The following is a 19980-nucleotide window of genomic DNA, read 5'->3' as shown; positions in this document are numbered from 1 at the left end:
CATAAAACATTTTGTCCTCCATAACGCTAGCCGCTAAATTATATTGCTAGCGTTATTTTTTTCTAACAATTAATTCCTTAAACGTTCACTCTAACGTCACTTACTAGTCATATAAATCTGTTTGATATCTAACCATAATATTAATTAGTATAAATATTACGTAAAAACTCTACTTGAAATATTAACAGTAACTAATTGTATTTAAATAAAATTATATAGAACGACATACTTAAACCACAATTCACAGCTTGAACATTCAAACAAATATCGTTAGAGTACGAATAATTACACATCAAATCAATATGTGAAATAAGTACGCATAAGGAAGCGTTGGATGTCACCAATATTAGAAGTAAAAAATCTCTACAAGGTTTTTGGAGAGAAGCCAGATATGGCGTTTCCCCTACTAGAAAAAAATTTTGATAAAGACCAAATTTTTGAGAAAACAGGGTTAACTGTAGGGGTTAACGATGTCTCTCTCACCATTAATGAAGGCGAAATATTCGTTATTATGGGCTTATCTGGCTCAGGCAAATCAACCTTAGTCAGGTTGCTAAACCGCTTGATTGAACCAACAAGAGGCAGTGTGTTATTACGTGGTAACGACATTGCTAGCATATCCGACACTGAACTGCGCCAAGTTCGCCGAGACAATATTTCCATGGTTTTCCAGAATTTCGCATTGATGCCGCATATGACGGTACTGGAGAATGCCGCATTTGGTTTAGAACTTGCTCATGTCGAAAAAGAACAGCGTTCTGCAACCGCATTATCTGCGCTAGAGCGCGTAGGCTTGGGCACACACAGTGACTCTTTTCCGGATGAACTGTCTGGAGGAATGAAACAACGTGTTGGCTTAGCTAGAGCCTTAGCCTGTGACCCTGATATTTTGTTAATGGACGAAGCATTTTCAGCATTAGATCCGTTAATAAGAACAGAGATGCAAGACGAACTTATTCGCCTACAAAATGATGATAAACGGACTATTGTTTTCATTTCTCATGATTTAGATGAAGCCATGCGTATTGGTGATCGAATCGCCATTATGCAAGGAGGGAATGTTGTCCAAGTAGGTACACCAGACGAAATATTACACAAGCCTGCCAACGATTATGTTAGCTCATTTTTTAAAGGCGTTGATGTATCGACCGTTTTAACCGCAAAAGATGTGGCTAAAAAACGTCCGGGTGTAGTGTTTAAAAAATCAGAGCATGACGGACCCGCTTCAGCATTACAAATGCTCATTGATACCGATTACGAGTATGGGGTTGTTGTTGATAAGTCAAACAAATTCTCTGGTGTGGTTTCAATAGAATCATTGCAACAGGCTTATAAAGAAAAGCGCTCCCTGATCAGCGCTCAATTAGAGGGCGTCACCTCTATTAACCCAGAAATGTTAGTTAATGATCTCATTTCTAACGTCGCGGACAGCCCTTGTCCAGTTCCGGTCATCGATGATCAGAATAACTATTACGGCGTAATTTCAAAAACACGTTTACTACAAGTACTCGACAGGGAATAAAACATGTCTTCAGAAACATCAAATAACGACCCTTGGGCTAGTTCAGAACAAGCAGATAGTGACCCATGGGCTACGACAGAACAACCAGCCAGTGATCCATGGGCCACCGCCACCCCAGAAACCGTTGATTCTGGTTCAGCATGGCTGAACGATGCACCAGTTGAAGCCGCCAGCTTTGATTGGATGTCGCCTTTTAATGATGCCGTTATTCCATTAGATAATTGGGTTGAATCCAGCCTAAATTGGTTGGTCGAGCATGGACGTCCTATTTTTCAGGCAATTCGCGTCCCTGTTGATCTTATTTTAACATCATTTGAAACAACACTTGTGTCTACTCCGGCCCCATTAATGTTGATGCTGTTGTTCCTTATTGTGTGGCAGTTTGCCGGGTTAAAATTAGGCATCTCCGCCTTTGTCTCTATGCTCGTCATCGGTTTAATCGGCGCATGGTCACAAGCGATGACCACTCTTGCTCTAGTCATGACCTCAGTATTTTTCTGTTTATTGATTGGTCTCCCCATGGGTATTTGGCTTGCACGCAGTAGAAATGCCGCCAGAATCGTACGACCAATGCTCGATGCCATGCAAACCACGCCAGCCTTTGTTTATTTAGTTCCAATTGTGATGTTATTCGGTATTGGTAATGTTCCTGGCGTAGTCGTAACCATTATATTTGCGCTTCCTCCCGTGGTTCGTTTAACAATTTTAGGTATTCAGCAAGTACCGGAAGAACTTATCGAGGCAGGACACTCGTTCGGCGCAAGTTCAAAGCAAATGCTGTATCGAATTCAACTGCCGTTGGCGATGCCAACCATTATGGCAGGGGTAAACCAAACGCTTATGCTGTCACTTTCTATGGTGGTAATCGCCTCGATGATCGCGGTAGGTGGCTTAGGCCAAATGGTATTACGAGGAATTGGTCGCCTAGACATGGGGCTTGCTGCTATTGGTGGTGTTGGCATTGTTATTTTAGCCATTCTACTAGACCGAGTCACTCAAGCACTCGGAGATAAGTTAGCAGACAATAAAACTCATTGGTATCAGCATGGACCTGTCTCGCTATTATTACGTCTTAAACCTAAATCAAATACATCTCAACTGAACAACACAGGAGAAAAACAATGAACCTTTCGCGGAAGAAACTGGTTACAGGGATAGTGATGAGTACGTTATTTTCATCACAAGTTTTAGCAGAAAAACTTCCTGGAGAAGGTATTTCAATTCAGCCTATTCAGTCTACTGTAGCAGAAGAAACGTTCCAAACCCTTGTTATCAATAAAGCGCTAGAGCAATTGGGTTACGATGTTAACCCAACCAAAGAAGTTGATTATAACGTCGGTTACACCTCTATCGCTGCTGGCGATGCAACCTACCTAGCAGTTAACTGGGCTCCATTGCACGAAGACAAATACGTAGCAGCGGGTGGTGATGAAAAATTCTATCGTAAAGGTACCTATATCAGTGGTGCAGCTCAAGGGTACCTAATTGATAAAAAGACCGCTGAGCAATATGGGATTACCAACATTGGTCAACTAAAAGATCCTGAGTTAGCTAAATTATTCGACGCTAATGACGATGGTAAAGCGGATTTAACTGGCTGTAACCCTGGCTGGGGTTGTGAAGGTGTTATTGAGCATCAACTTGCTGAGTTTGATCTAGAAAGCACCATCACGCACAATCAAGGTAACTATGCAGCTATTATCGCCGATACCATTTCTCGCTATAAGAAAGGCGAGTCGATCTTATATTATACTTGGACACCGTACTGGGTTAGTGGTGTATTAGTCCCAGGCAAAGACGTGGTATGGCTCGAAGTTCCATACTCTTCATTACCGGGCGATCGTAAAGACGTGGATACAACGCTTTCAAACGGCAAGAACTATGGCTTTGAAATGAATACCATGCGAATTGTTGCCAATAAGAAATTTGCTGAAGAAAACCCAGCGGCAGCAAAACTGTTTGAAATTATGAAAATGAACATTAATGATGTGAGTGCTCAAAACTTAATGATGAGCAAAGGACATAATTCAAGTAGTGATATTGAATCGCACGCCAATGGTTGGATTAAAGCTCACCAAGCACAGTTTGATGCGTGGATCCAAGAAGCGAAGAAAGCCGCGATGTAAGTCTTATGGCTAACAAAGATAACCATAAATAACTAAAAAAGGGTAATGGAAACATTACCCTTTTATTTCACCTGAACGGTTTGTTTTTCAATAGCTAGCGTTAATTACCAATAATAGTTATAGCTGGTTGGACACTTTTTCTGCTACCGATTCAGATAACCACTGTTTCCATATTTCAGGATAATTGTTGAGGAAATAGTACATAGCATCTTCTGCACCCGCTTGTTCATCTTCCATCCATGCCAGTAATTTACTCAAATCCTTGGTGGTAAAGCCACGCTTAGCCAAGTACTTTTCTACCGTCGGATGACTCTGAGAAAATGACGTTGTCACGATGGTATAAGCAGGCGATCGAGGATACATAGACGCTTTAGGGTTTTCACAATCTTCTTGAGTCAAACAGTTAAAGTACTCGTCTTCATCAATACCAGTACCAAAATCAACATTGACCATATTGTACTTACCCATCACTGGCGTTGGTGTCCAATAGTAACCAAACCAACCTTGTTCTCTTTCAAGTGCTTTGGTCAGTGAACCTGATAAGCCCGCACTTGAGCCAGGATCAACAAGTTCAAATCCAGCTTCTTCTAAGCCAAGAGCAATAAACAATTGGCTATTAGTTGTCTGACACCGCCAACCCGCAGGACAACCGTATAACGCACCAACGTCTGGTTTTTCTGGATGAGGGAACAATTCAGGATGCTGCTTAACACCTTCGATTGTGCTTAATTCTGGGTATTGCTCAACTAAGAAACCGGGAACCCAAAAACCCTCTTGCCCCCCTTCCAATAAAGCTTTACCTACTAGCTTAATACGTCCTTCTTCTACCCCTGCATCAATCGAATCTTTTATCGCATTTGTCCATGCTTCTGGTGCGATATCTGGCTTGCCTTTCTCAATCATAGAAGTGGTGGTTGGTACATTATCACCTGGAATGATTTCAGCGTCACAATCAAAACCGTGTTCGAGTATAAATCGATCAATATTGGCAATTAAACTGGCTGAGTTCCAGTTCATATCTGCGATGGTCACACTGCCACACTCTTCTGCTTGAGCGCCAAAACTGGCTAACAGCGCAAGTACAGGTACTGTCCTTTTCATAGTTATTCCTTTTAATATCCATATATTACAATTTCTCGGTTATATTACAGAGCAGAATGTTAGAGCTCAAATTATTTTTGTTCAAACTAAATTTATTATTCGGCTCGGGTAACTTATCTGCTTTTACTTTTTAGATTGATGTATAGTAAGGTGCTTTTTTAAAATAGCGTTTGTAAAAATAAAATCAGGCTCAAGGTAATTAAACTGTTTTTGTAAATAAAATCATTTCAATTCTAATAATAGGATTATCAATCACAGTTTCTCTTATGAGTGGTAATCATCGTGGTGAAATGTAAACATTTGATCAATTTAAGGACAAATAACAGACACAACTGATTCGTATTTGTTTATTTACGAGTCGTTTCGCTTCTTGTAAAGGGAAAAAATGGCACAAAAATATGTAACATTAGGCGCACGCTTGCCCGCATTATTGGTTGAACGCGGTATCGACAGCGTATTTGGGATTCCTGGCGTTCATACCGTTGAGATGTATCGAGGATTACCACAGAGTGGGCTTCGTCATATTACGCCGCGTCATGAACAGGGGGCTGGATTTATGGCCGATGGATATGCGCGTTCGAGCGGAAAACCCGCGGCTTGCTTTATTATTTCAGGGCCTGGCATGACCAATATTCTTACCGCCATGGGACAAGCGTACGCCGATTCGATTCCAATGCTGGTTATATCAAGCGTAAACGCACATGGAAAAATGGGCTCGGGAGAAGGCTGGCTACATGAGCTGCCTAATCAAAGTGAATTGGTTTCCGGCGTCGCCGCATTTAGCCGAACAGTGCATCATCCAGCTGAGTTGGAGAAAGCACTCGACGATGCCTTTGCCATTTTTCAATGTGGCCGTCCGCGACCGGTTCATATCGAGATTCCATTGGATGTTTTACTCGAAAAAGTAGCCGACTTACCTCTGGCAACAAAGCCGCTATTAATGCCTTCCGCTCCAGCCAAAGCTCCACTTAACAAGGCGATAGAACTGTTACATCAAGCCAGTTCACCTGTTATTTTAGCCGGAGGAGGCGCGAAACAATCTAATTTACGTCTGTTAGCCGAAAAATTGGATGCGCCCGTTGTTATGACCACCAATGCTAGAGGTTTGATGCCTATCAAGCATCCATTAGCGGTGCCTATCTCGCCATCTTACCCGCAAACACGTGAATTGGTGCGTAACGCCGATGTGGTATTAGCGTTAGGTACCGAAATGGGCCCGACGGATTATGATTGGTGTGATGATGGTGGATTTAAAATAACAGGCACGTTAATTCGAGTCGATATTGACCCAACGCAGCTAAATAGAAACCTAACCTCCGATGTCGGAATTACCGCTGATGCAGCAGAGACTGTCATGAGTCTAATAGAAACATTATCGGAACGAAAACCAAATAATGGCCAACATCGAGCCGCACAAGCTCGTGGAGATAGGGACGCTTTTCCTGCCTCGGCTCAAGGTGATTTACGGCTACTGGAAATCGTACGCGAACACTTTCCTAATTCGCCAGTGGTGGGTGACTCTACCCAAATTACCTATTCCGCAATTATGGGCTACGAAGCAAGTCGTCCTGGCGGTTATTTTTGCTCTGCTACTGGGTTTGGTACGTTAGGCTATGGTTTACCAGCGGCAATTGGTGCGAGTATTGCGAGCGAAGAACATGTTATCGCTATTACCGGTGACGGAGGATTACAATTCTGTCTGGGTGAACTGGCGTCTGCCATGGAAAGCAAAGCGAAAGTGGTTATGCTGCTACATGATAATAATGGCTACGGCGAAATAAAAGACTATATGCAAGATAAAGATATTCCCTTGAGTGGCGTTGATATCTATACGCCGGATCTAGCACAAGTCGCAAAAGCATGTGGTTGGGTGGTTTATCAGCCTAATGCCGAAAATATGACTGACACTCTGCTAAAAGCAAAATCTATTGATGGTCCTTCTCTCATTTATATATCTGAAGAAACCAGGCTTAGCTTTTAACTCTTAACTATTAACTATTAACTATTAACTCTAGAAAGATTTGGTTAATAAACGTTTATTGAAAAAACCAGCAGGAGTCACTATTTCTGCTGGCTTTTTATTCTAAATATCGCTTTTACTCAGCCATCAATACGCTGTAAGCAAGCGTATCGACACGTTTTATTGCCAGCAACATATCTTGTCTGGTGACAACAAAAGGCATGTCTTGTATATCTGACGTCTCAATTGCGGCATCAATAATCTGATTCAGTTCAGTCTCACTTAACTCTGCGATTTCTGATAGGGTCACTGGAACACCACATGTTTTCGCTAGTTGGATAGCTTCAAGTATCTCACTATCGTCCCTATTTTCCAGTGCTAACAAGCACAGATTGCCATAACCAACTAACAAACCATGCCCAAAGTGACGCGTTTTATCATTGATGGTAAAACCATTATACAAACCATGTGCCGCCGCCACATGGCTGCCCACACCCATGATAGAAGTGAACCCTGCATAAATAAAAATCGCATCCATGGCTTGTTCCAGAGCAAAAGAAGTCTCACCTTCTAGCACACTGCGATACGCATCTGGACCAAATCGAGAAATTACATCGAAACACAATTGGCTATTGCTAAATGCTGACATGTTTAAACTGGACGCCGGATTATTGCTCGATACCACTCTATATTCATACAACTTGGCCAACGTATCCCCTAACCCAGCCGATAACCATTTTACAGGGGCTTTAGCGATAAGTTGAGGGTCAAGAATGACACAATCTGGCGCATTTTTTAACATGCAAAAATCCAGATACTGTCCATCGTTATCATACAAGATCGACACCGTGGCGATTGCTGCGCAAGTCGCCGCAATGGTAGGAATAGTGACAATGGGAAGCCCAACTTGTTCGGCCACTAATTTGCCGGTATCTAACGCTTTTCCTCCACCGACTGCAATAATAAAGTCAACCTCATGTTGCTCAATTAAGCCGGTCAGTACATCGATATTATTTTGACTGCATTCCCCACCATAATTCACACTTTGAACAACATCAATCGTTTCTAAGCCTTTATTCATCAACGGTAGTGCTGCTTGCAATGCTCTATTACCACCAAGAATAAACGCCCGTTTGCCTAATTTCTCAGCAATACTTGTTAATTGGTCCAACGATTGAGAACCTCGGAAAATTTTATTTGGAAAGGACATTTCCGGACAGTCGTTTGTCATAATAATTGTCTCTGATAAATAATTTGAAAATACCATGTGTTCAGTTGATTATTCTTCTGGATTTTAGTCAGGGTAATGCAGAGTTTTCACTTGCATGAAATCCTCAAGGCCAATCAAGCCACCTTCTCTGCCAATACCAGACTGCTTATAGCCACCAAATGGACTGCCATAACGTAACTCGCCACCATTAATATGGACCATTCCCGCTCGTAAACGCGCGGCCACTCTTTCTGCACGCTGTTTATCTTGTGTTTCTATGTAAGCTGCCAATCCATAATCGCTATCATTCGCAAGATCAATAGCTTGTGATTCATCATCAAACGGAATTAAAACCAATACTGGTCCAAAAATTTCTTCACGCGCAATGCGCATGCTATTGTTCACATTTGCGAAAACGGTCGGTTTAACAAAATACCCTGTTTCATAACCTTCGGGTTTTCCTGTTCCTCCAACCAAAAGCGTCGCTCCTTCAGATACCCCCACTTCAATCATGCTTTGTACTTGATCAAATTGCGTTTGACTAACTAACGGTCCAATATGGTCGCCCTCTTGTTTCGGGTCTCCGACTGCTACTTCGGCCGCCACCGCTTTGGCTATAGCAACCGCCTGTTGATAAACTGAACGTTGAATCAACATGCGAGTTGGGGCATCGCAAGATTGACCGGTGTTGTTAAAACAAGTCAACACACCTCTTGTTACACTGGTCTCAAGGTCGGCATCTTCAAACAGCACGTTAGGCGATTTTCCACCTAATTCTAATGTCACTCTCTTAACCGTATTGGCTGCATTTTTGCTAATTGCTACCCCAGCCCTCGTTGAACCAGTGAAAGAGATCATATCAACATCTTTGTGTCCAGTAAGAGCCGAGCCTACATTGATCCCATCACCGTTGACCAAATTAAAGCTACCGGCTGGAAACCCTGCTTCATCGATCATTTCTGCATAAAGCATAGCACTGAGAGGCGTTAATTCACTCGGCTTTAACACACAGGTGCAGCCGGTGGCCAACGCTGGCAGAATTTTAAGAGCCATTTGATTTACAGGCCAGTTCCACGGTGTAATCAAACCACAAACTCCAATGGGTTCTCGGCATAATATATCGCCATTCGCTAGGTTCTCTCTGCTTTTTAACTGACGCAACCCATCGATAAAACCTTGTAAATGACCAATACCCGTATGCGCTTGTTGTTCTGCACACATAGTAGTGGGTGCACCAAGCTCAAGAGTGATGATGTGCACCATCTCGTCATAACGACGCTGATAGATACTAAGCAAACGTTCAAGCAATAACAAACGATCCGCAACGCTCAATTGGCTATAGTCACGAAAGGCATCTTTGGCCGCGGAAACTGCGCGATGAATATCCTCACTACTGCCCATAGAAATGACCGCACAAGGCTGCTCGGTGGTTGGGTCAATGACATCGTAATCATTCGGTTTTAGTGGTTCTACCCATTCACCACCAATAAAAAATTTGCGTTTATCTAACATATGCTCCCTTTATGTTTTGATGTGTCGTCTATTACTGTGAAAATGACTTTTTCACCAATGGATAACATACTACCTTATATCAGGCAGTAAGTGGGGTTCATATAGTAGAGATTATTGACTTTCAGCTGATGGTGTTTTTCCTAATAAATCAAGCCAATGCGCTACAACATAGATAATAACTAATACAATGAACAGTTCCACTGCTCGCAGAGCAATAGAATTCAATCCAAACGTGCTGGAATTACCCGCTACATATAATTGGTATGGAATAAGAAAACCCATTAGGGCATCAGCATGAATGGCGCGTTCTTTTACTTCTGAGTAATGGGCCAAAAACAACAGCACATAAACCAATACAAACGAAATAATAAAGTAGTTAAACAAACTAATTTCTGTACCTGAATAGATCATAGACACTATCATCGCCAAACTACATCCGCCAGTTTGTGACAATATTTTTTCGAGTGAGTGGTTCTTCATTTCTCTATGCGTAGACTGCATAGCAGACGTTACTAATGGCACTAAACAAAATACCGCACTCGTCACTTCGTTGATCATAATAAACGCCAAACCGCCCCCGACCAGTAACAACAGTTTTAATCTATCGGCTCCAGTAACAGGTTGGAAAACAATTGTCGGTTTAATCACCTTAGCTCTTATAGGCATGATGTGGTTGATAAAACTGGTTATTAAAACCGCAACCAAAGTATTAACCAATATGTCCCTGATAAAAGTAGGCACCAACAAGCTATAATCACTACTATTGTGATACGTGGTCACAAAGATAATCATAAACAACGGTAACGTAGCTTGACGGATATGCATATTAGTTATTGCACGTCGACGAACGTGATCAAAATAGAGCATACATCCCGTCCAAATAATAAACGGATGAGTGGAAAAAAATTCATTGAAAAACGCGGCGCCAATTGCTGCGGTTATCGATGGAATAAGCAGTTTAATTAAATCTGGAATATGCTTGGAGTAACTCATGTTCGCTAAAATAATAGCGAACAGAACAATATAAACACCAATGCTTAAATGTAAGATCTTACTCAACATGAGACACGATACAATAATCAGTGTCTTGCGGCTCAATTCATACATTAGTAGATATATCTCATCCAGCTTAACATCGTCATCCAAGTATCGGAGATCGCATAGTTATCACGAACCATAACACTGGCTCTGCTACCCGCAACAAACGTACCTGGTTCTATATCGGGCGAAATTCGTACGCGTATCTTTTGTTGTGGTCTGATCCATCGAGTTTCATCGTCAACCTGAGCTAACTGGTTAGTCTGCGATACGCCCGAGAGAATGGCTGAATCAACCGAAACTATATGGCCCTGATGTACTGTCATTGGATCGGCATCGAAAACTATATTCACTTGCCGATTGGCACTTAACGAGGACAGTCCCTTCTCAGTAAAATCAGCCGCCAACCAAAAACTGTTTTGATCAATCACATAAATCACAGGCGAGGTTGAAGTAACATACATTCCGACTCGATAAGACAAATTGGTTACTATTCCTGCTTGTTTTGCGATAATAAGCGTTTTGTCTAGATCTCTCTGAGCTTTCTTTTGTTCTGCTTGTTGAATAAGTAAAGAACTGTATGCATCTTGCACTGCGCTCTCTGCATCATCGAGTACTTCTTTACTCACCGATTTAGACTTATACAACGCTTGCAGTCTCGTTAAATGCCGTTTAGCTAACTGCCACTGCGCTTTCGATTTTAATACTCCAGCATCCATTTTTTGCTTGTTTATCTCATAGTCCGTTGGATCAAGCTGTATCAATGGCGTACCAGCAGACACTTTGTCCCCTTCGGCGACAAAAATAGTTTTAATGTAACCACTCACTTCTGGCGTTACTTCGATAGCAGTCGTTTTCAACGTTGCTTGGGTAGTGAATGGAATACGGTTATCACTTACCACCAAAAAAACGCTAAAACCAACCGCTGCAATCAATACAATCGTGGTGAAATACGCGTATATGTCACGTTTCATAGAAACCCTTTATCAATTTATTCATCACTATCTGTTCTCAACAGCCTGATTCAATAACGACTATAATGAATGAAGCACTCCGAAAATTTCATTATCAGTCCATCCATAACACATCGCTTTTTATACACACGTTTGTTGACCAAAAAGCATGCCTACACTCATTCAAACCAAGCACCTTAATCGCCAATGTTAAGCACCGTAATTATGTGTACACCTTTACATATTTGAATTCGAATGACTTATGAGCAACACAGATAACAAACTCTTAATTTATAAAACACACAATATGTTATTTTCGGCAACATAATGATGTAGTTAGATTTTAAAAGGTAATAATGCTAATTTGCATAGGGTATAAATAATTTTATGGTTAGAGTATGTCCCTATCTCGATTACGAACTTTTATTGAAGTGTATCGTCAACGTTCTATAAGCAGTGCGGCTCGTTCATTAAACTTAACTCAACCTGCTGTATCTCAACATATTTCAGGTCTTGAAGTCGTCATTGGTCGTCCACTATTTTTACGCTCGCCATCTGGGGTAAAACCCACTGCTATTGCTAACGAATTAGCTACGGATATCGGAGACAAACTGGATGCAGCCGAAGCAGCACTAGCATCAGTTAGAGCGCGATCGATGAATATTTCGGGTGTATTGCAAATTGTTGGTGACGCAGGTTTTCTTTCTGAGGTACTGACTGAAAAATTATTACCTCTATTCCAATCGGGATTGAAAGTTCGAATGCATTCTGGCGATGTTGACTTAGTCACGAGCATGTTGCTCGAAGGACATTGTGATTTAGGGGTATCGGCACATCCGATTGTAGATAGCCGCTTAAAAAGCGAAAAAATATACACTAGCCGAGTGCTACCAGTTGCTTCTCCTGCTGTGGCTGAGAGACTAACTTCGGCCAGCAATTTTGCCAAAGCGATAAGAGCTGAGCCGATGTTGGCTTACAATTTAGAGCTTACTTTAATCGAACGTTGGTTGGTAAAAAATAAAATAAGCGCGGAGCATCTTGTTCCATCACTGGTCAGTAAAGATTTACGCGCCCTTCGTAAGTTATTAATTCAAGGTTTTGGTTGGTCGGTTATCCCTGAATTTTTATGCCGAGAGTCAATAGCCAAAAAAGAGATTGTTGAGATACCTTCTCCAGTTGCTACCCACGATATTCATCATCATCTCATTTGGTTGCCGAGTGCGCTAAACCAAGTTCGTGTGGCCCATGCTCGCCAAACATTACTCACCTCACTTAATTGTCAGGTTGATTGACTTTTAACTTCATTTACGAAGCGCAAAACAGACCAGTGCCCGCAATGATGCAAGAAGGTGGTTTTTATTCATATGAGCTTCCTTTTGACATTATTTTATTGTTGTCAAAGTAAGGTTATTAATTTGTTATTATTCAATATTGTGTAAAATCAATAGTTAGCAGATCATTACAGATAAAATCATATTTTTGTTAGGTGCATCAAGATTAAAAAAGCATCAAATTGAATATTGTTTTTACCTGTACTTTACAAGATTATAGCCAACGCTCTACACTTAACACTGGGTTCTTGTTTATTAAGATAGTTCTATAGAACTTATATTATTCCTTGTATATTAATTAGTTATATAATATACAATATAATGTATATCAATAGCTTAAATGGAGCGGAAAGGTGTCAAACACTAACCTTACTACCGACAAACTTGTAGGTTTTCGTCATAAAAGAGAAATTTCTTTTACTTGGCACACTGGCTCCAATGTATTCAGTATTGACAATGATGCATTGAAAGAAGTGCTTCTGATGGCTAACGATATAAGCAATATTGACGAATTTTTAGATTTGTTTTCAGAACAAGATAAAAAATCCATTGTCGGCATGTTAAAGAAAATATTGGGTGGACAAGATCCAGAACCAATTAAAGTATTCATCTCTACCGATAACGCTTCCGTTAGTTTAAGTGTTCTCACTATAAAACAAATGTCGGGAAACCTTATAGCAGGCGTATTGATGCCTCTGTTTTTATCACCAACACAAGAAGACTTATCGTCATTTTTTCATCAGTTATTTGAAAATAAACATCACGGCGTTCTCATTACCGATGACGAAACACGGATTATTGCTTGTAACACGTTATTTGAAAAAATTTCTGGCTATCGAATCGACGAATTAGTTGGCAAAAAAACGTCTATTTTCAACGCCAATAAACATGGCACTGTTTTCTTCCAAGACATGTGGAAAAAAATCCATAGTCAAGGTTCTTGGTCCGGATTAATTTTAAGTAAATCTAAATCGGGTAATATCTCGCCACAAGAGTTACTCATACAAAAAATTGTTTCTATTAGAAACAACACATACTACTTAAGCATGACACAAGATCTGTCCAATAAACTGTATCGAGTTGCTGGCGTAGAGCATGGAGGAATTGAACTACTAACACAATTACCCGGAGAAGAAGAGTTCTCTATAAACTTGCAAGATACTCTAAAAAATTTAGATGAAACTCAAGGGTTAATGGTTGTTTCATTTGTGCCAAATTTTGAAAAATCACAAGAATTCGAGCACAAAAAGCAATTAGCCAGTGCCTTGGCCTACCATGAAAATGATTATTCAGCAGGTTTTTTAAAAAAATCGGTATTTAGTATTGCGATTACCTATTCACGAAGTAAGGATAAACCTCATTCTCTTTCTATATTTGAAGCGATACGCAAACAGTTCAACACCATAAAACAAAGAGTTGATAATGTAGTATTTAAAAAAATGGGTGACTGTACCATTGGCGTTTCGGTACTTGGCATGGATGCAAATAACGAACGAAGACTATTATCACATTCACTGCAAGCAATGTATGAAAAGCATTCGTCTAACAACACCAATATTTGTTTTTTTAACCGCGCTTTACATGAAAAAGCCAAAACTCGAGAAATCCAAGAACAGATAATTCGAGACGCGGTAGAAAATAAAACAATTGAAGTGTTCTTTCAGCCAATCATTTGCACCCAATCTTGGGAAGTAAAAAAACTAGAAGCCCTGTGTCGATTTAAAGGACAAGATGATCAAATACTGAATACTCAAGATATGATTCAGGTAGCAGAAGATCTTGGCCTTATTTCCGCTTTAGATCTCACTATGGCAGATAAAGCCTTAAGTAGCCGAGATAAATTAGTCGAACTATTTGGCCCCGATGTCGAAATTACCATTAACGTGTCATTAAACTCTGATAAGCCTATTAAAGGATTATTCAACGATTTGATGTTCGTGTTTAAAAAACATATTCATCATCTTCCTTTCGTAACAGTCGAATTAACAGAAAGTGCCTATTTTAATAGTGAACAAAAAGACAGTAATTTACTGTTTAAATTAAGGAAAAAAGGGTTAAATGTGGCCATAGATGATTTTGGGACAGGCTATTCTTCATTTTCTTATCTTAAAGATGGTAACTTCGATTTACTTAAAATAGATAGAGACTTTATTACCAACCTGACTATTGGTTCGAATAACTATTATATTGTGAAAATGATCACCCACCTTGCTCATACTCTTGACGTTAAAGTCGTGGCTGAAGGTGTCGAAAGCATTCAAGAAGTGAATATATTAAAAGAACTTCGAGTAGATTATTTACAAGGGTTTTACTTTGAAAAACCGATGCCAATCGAGCAATTATCTTCAGATATCAATATGAAAAGCAAAATCAAAGACTTAGTCGACCTAGATGTCGTCGAGGTAGAATTGATTAGTTACCCTCCAATGTTATCTCCACGTAACACTTTGCACGAGATTAAAGAGCTGTTCGATACTAGCGATTTTACTGTCTTACCTGTCGTGGTCGATAAAAAATGCGTAGGGATTGTAACCCGCGAACAATACAATTTGCACGCCACACCATCACTTGGAACGGATAGAGAAACCATGCAAGATTATCGTTCACTAACCAAAAGTGCCAGTGCAATGATGGATACGAAGTTAAAACTAGTACATGAAAGCATTAATGATGGCGAGATCCATGAGAAAATACGCAACAATCTGGCTTTTCCATGGACAGTGATTGATGACGAAGGTAACTATGTGGGAGTTATTGATAGCAAAAGTGCTATTCAGTTTCTAAATGAACAATAATACATAATATTCAGTTGTTTATATGATTACGATTTAGTTACGCCTTACGTGGTTTACTTTCATGATCCACTTCTATAACTGTACCAAACAACTCACTTCTAAATGAATAATATGTTAACGTGATGTCAACTAAAATCGTTAATGAGCACAAATAGAGGTATTGGTTACATGAGTAAAACTTACACGTTAAACAACCATATCGAAATACCAAAATTGGGATATGGAACCTTTCAAACACCTGATGATGAATCTGGCGCTCAAGCCATAACCAAGGCAATTCAATTAGGTTATCGACATATCGACACCGCGCAAAGCTACCGAAATGAAAAAAGCGTTGGCACAGCGATTAAACTTGCCAACGTAGCGCGTGAAGAGTTATTTATTACCACTAAAATAGCGAACTCAATTAATGGATTTGACAACACTATCAACTCGTTAGATGAATCATTATCTCATCTCGGCCTCGATTATCTTGATTTGGTGCTGATCCACTGGCCAAGCCCCCAAAGATTTAGAGATCAATGGCAACATAGGAATAGTGAAGTATGGAGAGCGCTAGAATCCTATTATGCTCAAGGAAAAATCAAAGCGATCGGTATCAGTAATTTTCGGTCTCATCATATTGCTGAACTACTAAAAACCGCAACTATTTTACCCTCAGTTAATCAAATAAGACTGTGTCCAGGCGACGTTGATAATGAAACCGTTGAAGTTTGCCGTAAACATGACATGTTGTTAGAAGCCTATAGTCCGTTAGCTCAAGGCTTGATCTTTGAAAATGAAGTCATAAAACAGATTGCTGATAAATATCAGAAAAACCCAGCTCAAATAGCACTAAAATGGAGTTTACAAATGGGCTTCTTGCCTCTTCCTAAAAGTGTAACGGTTGAGAGAATGCACTCCAATATGGATATTTTCGACTTTGAATTAGACAGTAATGACGTAACTTTACTGACCAATTTAACTGGACAATGCGGTTTAGCAAAAGACCCCGATTTAGTGCCATTCTAACTTCCGTTTATTGTAATAATCTGCTTCCAACACAATATCCAATCTCGAACAAAGGGCATCGCCCTTTGTTTTCAAACACAAATTCAATACGTTCATTACATAAAAACTCGCGCTTCTGCATTAATGTGACGCTAGTTGATGCTAGAAAAGAACAACTAGCTGCGTTTTGTATGCAGAGCACGCATAGACTTCATCATCGGCTGTACGATAAAGTGAAAGTGCATACTTAACTGACCATTTACTTAATCATGGAAGAAATAATGAAACGAACTCGTTTATTACTTGTTGTGTTGTCCTCTTTGTTATCAACAACAGCATTAGCCAACAACAAACCTATTAGAATTGCTACCGACGCAACTTATCCTCCTTTCGAATCAGTCACTGCTGACGGTGAAATCGTAGGGTTTGAAGTTGATATTGGTAATGCTATCTGCGCAGAAATGAATAGAAAATGTGAGTGGGAATCTTTCAATTTTGACGGCTTAATTCTCGGACTGAAAGGTCGTAAATTTGATATAGTATTTTCATCACTCGGTATTACCGAAAAGCGTCGTAAACAAGTTAACTTTTCCGACATTGTTTGGACAGGGTACTCTTCAATGCTAAGCCGTACAGACGCAAACCTTGACGCGACAGTTGAAGCATTAAAAGGAAAAGTTGTCGGTGTCCAAATGGGTACTATGCAAGAAGAATACGTTAGCGAACGTTTTGGTAGCCATGGCGTTGAAGTAAAAACCTATCAAGATCAAGATTCAATCTACATCGATCTTCTTAACGGCCGTATCGATGCCTCTTTCCAAGACATGATTCAAGCACAATTCACCTTTATCCAAGATGGAAAACACAGCGATTTTACCAACCTAAAAGTCGAAGATGCGCTGTTACCTGCGGATTCAGCTGTGGCCATTCGTAAAAATGATAAAGAAATGGAAAACTTTATGAATGAAGGATTAGCAAGAATCCGAGCCAATGGAACATTCGACAAAATTCAGCGTAAGTACTTTGGCGATTTAGTGTTGTACAAAAAATAATGCTCTTTTTAGATCAAATACTTAACATACAACGAGATTGCCCATGCAACATAAACAAACCCCTCTAATTTCACCTGTTATTGGGACACAGCGCTATCTGGATAGCTTCCATTTTGGACCTACAGGACAAGGAAAGAAAGCCTATATTCAAGCTTCGCTCCATGCGGATGAACTACCAGGTATGCTAGTTGTTTGGAAACTAAAACAACAATTGAAAAGACTCGAATCTCAACAATTGCTCGTTGGTGAAGTGGTTCTGGTTCCAGTAGCGAATCCTATTGGCCAGAACCAACATTTGATGGATGTACAGCTAGGTCGATACGAACTAGAACACGGTCAAAATTTTAATCGAGGTTATTACGATACCTTTTCCACAGTGAGCACAGCTGTAGAAAATAAATTAAGCGATGATCTTGAAGCAAATAAACATCTTATTCGCCAAGAAATTAACAATGCGTTAGAGCAGTGGCCAGTTAAAACCGAGTTGCATTCACTGCAAAAAACACTGCAATCTTTAAGCTGCGACGCTGACGTTGTGCTCGATTTACATTGCGATTTTGAGGCCATGCTACACATTTACAGCACGTATTATTCTTGGCCAGCGATTGAACCCTTGGCTCGACTTATGGACTGTAATGTTAACTTGTTGGCCGATGATACCGGTGGCGAACCATTTGATTCTAGCCTTGATAGAGTTTGGCAACGCCTCCACAACCAGTTTGGCAACCAAGTACCTCAAGGATCTATTGGAGCGACGATTGAATTACGGGGTCAAGGTGACGTCACTGATGATTATGCAGACACAGACAGCTCGGCTATTTTACAGTATCTGCAAACACTCGGTATTCTTTCTGGCAATGATGTGCAACTGCCAAAAGACCAAGCGCCAAGTAGCGACCTTTCATCTGTTGAAACTCCTACTACCTCTCAAGGCGGTTTACTGGTATTGAAAGTACAACCAGGCCAATGGGTAGAAGCCGGCCAAGTTTTTGCTGAAGTGATTAACCCGATCACTGATCAGATCGAGTTAATTAAAGTAACACAAGCAGGACGAGTGTATTCACGAACCAACCGTCGTACAGCAACAGCAGGAATGTTAGTTGGAAATATTGCAGGTAACAATACTATCCGCAGTGGTTATTTACTCGCACCTTAATGGCTAGAAGTTATAAGTTAAAAATTCTCTGCCGCGGTAAAAATATGGGCATTATGGATACTGCTATCTGAAGTGAGTCGAGATAATACAGCCGAAGAAACATCTTTACTGTCAATTTTTAGCAGTTTCACACCTTTCAGCTTATGCCTTAATGAAGTTCGATCGTTTAGCTTTTCAAATACGACTCTAGAAGTAAACGGTATCCTCGAACTTCTACCTTGAATACCCATTGTTAAACCAGATAACAGCTCAACATTACCCTTGGTTGCTCCGTAAAGAATCGTTTGCGACACAGCTCGTTGACAATGAACACTGTAATCTACTATTTGAATCCGCTCACCAAGTAAAAAAACCATACCAACGAATTTGCCAATTTCATAACTTTCCAACATCGCTTGCTCAGGACTGGCTCTTTCATAGAAATGAGAATAACCAATACCATCTTTCATGCTTATACGAGCAAAACCTTTACTGATATATCCATCATAGGAAGGCGACATATAATAGTAGTAGTAATCGCCAAGGTAGCGTTGCAAAGAATCGCTAGATTGATGAATCATGTTCTTCAAATGCTGAGAGTATCGTTCGCCTTGCGGAGAATTATCAACAACACCATGAGGAAGAAGCGCGCTTCTTTTACTCGATATCAGGGCTTTAAACTGTTCAGGATCAAGATAAATTTCTTCAGTGTCGACACCAAAATAGTGACAAATTTTGCGTAAACTCTGCATTGAAGGTTGAGTATTGCCATTAAGATACTTAGAAAATTGCTGCCGATTAATTTCTATCTTGCGGCAACACTCTGCAACGCTTCCGACATAACTGCATAAAAGGCGAAGGTTGATAGCGAGATAGTCTGATTCCATAATAACCTGATAGTTTATAGTCCGTTATTTACTCTAGTAGTTATTTGCTACTCGATGTTCTGCTTGAATTAATTATTTCAGTACCGACTGAAAACAACTCAAGTACATGAAAAATCAACCTAGAGTAAATACTCATTGATATAGTTGGATATTTATATCGGATATCCCATTCGATGTCGAGCCAAACCCCCTAGCCTGGATAAAACAAAGCTTTAGAACAAGGACACACACCAAATAGTATGAGAAAACGACTGAGTTTCTGTCAAGCTTGTTCAATTTATACACGTTCAACTTTCTTTCAAGACCCATCTTGTTATCGTGGTACAAAACGCATGAGGATCACCATGACGACCGCACGAAAACAACTT

General features: G+C 40.2%; 15 protein-coding genes. 9 read left to right on the top strand and 6 right to left on the bottom strand.

The window, feature by feature from the left end; genetic code table 11:
- Positions 1 to 334: 334 nt before the first annotated feature.
- From proV to proX, 3 genes are read left to right on the top strand one after another with little or no spacing between them, the layout of a single operon-like run.
- Positions 335 to 1522, top strand: a complete 1188-nt coding sequence (gene proV / locus R3X26_RS04175; protein ID WP_317715956.1) for a glycine betaine/L-proline ABC transporter ATP-binding protein ProV — start codon at positions 335 to 337, stop codon at positions 1520 to 1522.
- A gap of 3 nt (positions 1523 to 1525) precedes the next feature.
- Positions 1526 to 2647: a glycine betaine/L-proline ABC transporter permease ProW gene (gene proW / locus R3X26_RS04170; protein WP_317715955.1), complete on the top strand. Its 1122-nt coding sequence runs from the start codon at positions 1526 to 1528 to the stop codon at positions 2645 to 2647.
- Entirely contained in the window at positions 2644 to 3648 is a 1005-nt protein-coding gene (gene proX / locus R3X26_RS04165) for a glycine betaine/L-proline ABC transporter substrate-binding protein ProX (protein ID WP_317715954.1), read from the top strand. Before proW ends, proX begins: the two co-directional genes overlap by 4 nt.
- A gap of 117 nt (positions 3649 to 3765) precedes the next feature.
- On the opposite strand, the gene R3X26_RS04160 is transcribed toward proX, so the two are convergent.
- Entirely contained in the window at positions 3766 to 4749 is a 984-nt protein-coding gene (locus tag R3X26_RS04160; RefSeq protein WP_317715953.1) for an ABC transporter substrate-binding protein, read from the bottom strand.
- A 385-nt stretch (positions 4750 to 5134) separates the two neighbouring features.
- On the opposite strand from R3X26_RS04160, the gene R3X26_RS04155 reads away from it, so the two are divergent.
- Positions 5135 to 6730 carry a 5-guanidino-2-oxopentanoate decarboxylase gene (locus R3X26_RS04155; protein WP_317715952.1) on the top strand — a complete coding sequence of 532 codons (1596 nt, stop codon included), beginning with the start codon at positions 5135 to 5137 and terminating at the stop codon, positions 6728 to 6730.
- Positions 6731 to 6845: 115 nt separating this feature from the next.
- On the opposite strand, the gene R3X26_RS04150 is transcribed toward R3X26_RS04155, so the two are convergent.
- The 4 genes from R3X26_RS04150 to R3X26_RS04135 all read right to left on the bottom strand — a co-directional run bounded on the left by R3X26_RS04150 (position 6846) and on the right by R3X26_RS04135 (position 11443).
- Positions 6846 to 7940 carry an iron-containing alcohol dehydrogenase family protein gene (locus tag R3X26_RS04150; RefSeq protein ID WP_317715951.1) on the bottom strand — a complete coding sequence of 365 codons (1095 nt, stop codon included), beginning with the start codon at positions 7938 to 7940 and terminating at the stop codon, positions 6846 to 6848.
- A gap of 63 nt (positions 7941 to 8003) precedes the next feature.
- A complete protein-coding gene (locus R3X26_RS04145; protein ID WP_317715950.1) occupies positions 8004 to 9431 on the bottom strand; it encodes an aldehyde dehydrogenase family protein in 1428 nt (475 codons plus the stop codon).
- 111 nt (positions 9432 to 9542) lie between these two features.
- Entirely contained in the window at positions 9543 to 10493 is a 951-nt protein-coding gene (locus R3X26_RS04140; RefSeq protein WP_411572388.1) for a DUF2955 domain-containing protein, read from the bottom strand.
- 44 nt (positions 10494 to 10537) lie between these two features.
- On the bottom strand, positions 10538 to 11443 hold the full coding sequence (locus R3X26_RS04135; RefSeq protein ID WP_317715948.1) for an efflux RND transporter periplasmic adaptor subunit: 906 nt from the start codon (positions 11441 to 11443) through the stop codon (positions 10538 to 10540).
- 377 nt (positions 11444 to 11820) lie between these two features.
- Here R3X26_RS04135 and R3X26_RS04130 point away from each other — a divergent pair, with 377 nt between their 5' ends.
- The 5 genes from R3X26_RS04130 to R3X26_RS04110 all read left to right on the top strand — a co-directional run bounded on the left by R3X26_RS04130 (position 11821) and on the right by R3X26_RS04110 (position 18746).
- Positions 11821 to 12714, top strand: a complete 894-nt coding sequence (locus R3X26_RS04130) for a LysR family transcriptional regulator (RefSeq protein WP_317715947.1) — start codon at positions 11821 to 11823, stop codon at positions 12712 to 12714.
- A 392-nt stretch (positions 12715 to 13106) separates the two neighbouring features.
- The gene (locus tag R3X26_RS04125) at positions 13107 to 15548 is read left to right on the top strand and encodes an EAL domain-containing protein (protein WP_317715946.1); all 2442 of its coding nucleotides are present in this window, start codon (positions 13107 to 13109) and stop codon (positions 15546 to 15548) included.
- Positions 15549 to 15716: 168 nt separating this feature from the next.
- The gene (locus R3X26_RS04120; protein ID WP_317715945.1) at positions 15717 to 16559 is read left to right on the top strand and encodes an aldo/keto reductase; all 843 of its coding nucleotides are present in this window, start codon (positions 15717 to 15719) and stop codon (positions 16557 to 16559) included.
- A gap of 260 nt (positions 16560 to 16819) precedes the next feature.
- A complete protein-coding gene (locus R3X26_RS04115) occupies positions 16820 to 17590 on the top strand; it encodes a transporter substrate-binding domain-containing protein (protein WP_317715944.1) in 771 nt (256 codons plus the stop codon).
- Positions 17591 to 17633: 43 nt separating this feature from the next.
- Positions 17634 to 18746 carry a M14 family metallopeptidase gene (locus tag R3X26_RS04110; protein ID WP_317715943.1) on the top strand — a complete coding sequence of 371 codons (1113 nt, stop codon included), beginning with the start codon at positions 17634 to 17636 and terminating at the stop codon, positions 18744 to 18746.
- 17 nt (positions 18747 to 18763) lie between these two features.
- On the opposite strand, the gene R3X26_RS04105 is transcribed toward R3X26_RS04110, so the two are convergent.
- Positions 18764 to 19612 (bottom strand): helix-turn-helix transcriptional regulator, encoded by an 849-nt coding sequence (locus tag R3X26_RS04105; protein ID WP_317715942.1) that lies wholly within the window; start codon positions 19610 to 19612, stop codon positions 18764 to 18766.
- Between the last annotated feature and the right edge of the window lie 368 nt (positions 19613 to 19980).

Origin of the sequence: Vibrio sp. TH_r3 (assembly GCF_033101115.1) — a bacterium.
GTDB lineage: Bacteria > Pseudomonadota > Gammaproteobacteria > Enterobacterales > Vibrionaceae > Vibrio.
Note: the sequence above shows the minus strand (reverse complement) of the source record. Positions and strands in the feature narration are given on the sequence as shown.

Coding starts and splice junctions, on each gene's coding strand:
- proV (WP_317715956.1), top strand. CDS start 335: ATGTCACCAATATTAGAAGTAAAAAATCTCTACAAGGTTTTTGGAGAG.
- proW (WP_317715955.1), top strand. CDS start 1,526: ATGTCTTCAGAAACATCAAATAACGACCCTTGGGCTAGTTCAGAACAA.
- proX (WP_317715954.1), top strand. CDS start 2,644: ATGAACCTTTCGCGGAAGAAACTGGTTACAGGGATAGTGATGAGTACG.
- R3X26_RS04160 (WP_317715953.1), bottom strand. CDS start 4,749: ATGAAAAGGACAGTACCTGTACTTGCGCTGTTAGCCAGTTTTGGCGCT.
- R3X26_RS04155 (WP_317715952.1), top strand. CDS start 5,135: ATGGCACAAAAATATGTAACATTAGGCGCACGCTTGCCCGCATTATTG.
- R3X26_RS04150 (WP_317715951.1), bottom strand. CDS start 7,940: ATGACAAACGACTGTCCGGAAATGTCCTTTCCAAATAAAATTTTCCGA.
- R3X26_RS04145 (WP_317715950.1), bottom strand. CDS start 9,431: ATGTTAGATAAACGCAAATTTTTTATTGGTGGTGAATGGGTAGAACCA.
- R3X26_RS04140 (WP_411572388.1), bottom strand. CDS start 10,493: ATGTTGAGTAAGATCTTACATTTAAGCATTGGTGTTTATATTGTTCTG.
- R3X26_RS04135 (WP_317715948.1), bottom strand. CDS start 11,443: ATGAAACGTGACATATACGCGTATTTCACCACGATTGTATTGATTGCA.
- R3X26_RS04130 (WP_317715947.1), top strand. CDS start 11,821: ATGTCCCTATCTCGATTACGAACTTTTATTGAAGTGTATCGTCAACGT.
- R3X26_RS04120 (WP_317715945.1), top strand. CDS start 15,717: ATGAGTAAAACTTACACGTTAAACAACCATATCGAAATACCAAAATTG.
- R3X26_RS04115 (WP_317715944.1), top strand. CDS start 16,820: ATGAAACGAACTCGTTTATTACTTGTTGTGTTGTCCTCTTTGTTATCA.
- R3X26_RS04110 (WP_317715943.1), top strand. CDS start 17,634: ATGCAACATAAACAAACCCCTCTAATTTCACCTGTTATTGGGACACAG.
- R3X26_RS04105 (WP_317715942.1), bottom strand. CDS start 19,612: ATGGAATCAGACTATCTCGCTATCAACCTTCGCCTTTTATGCAGTTAT.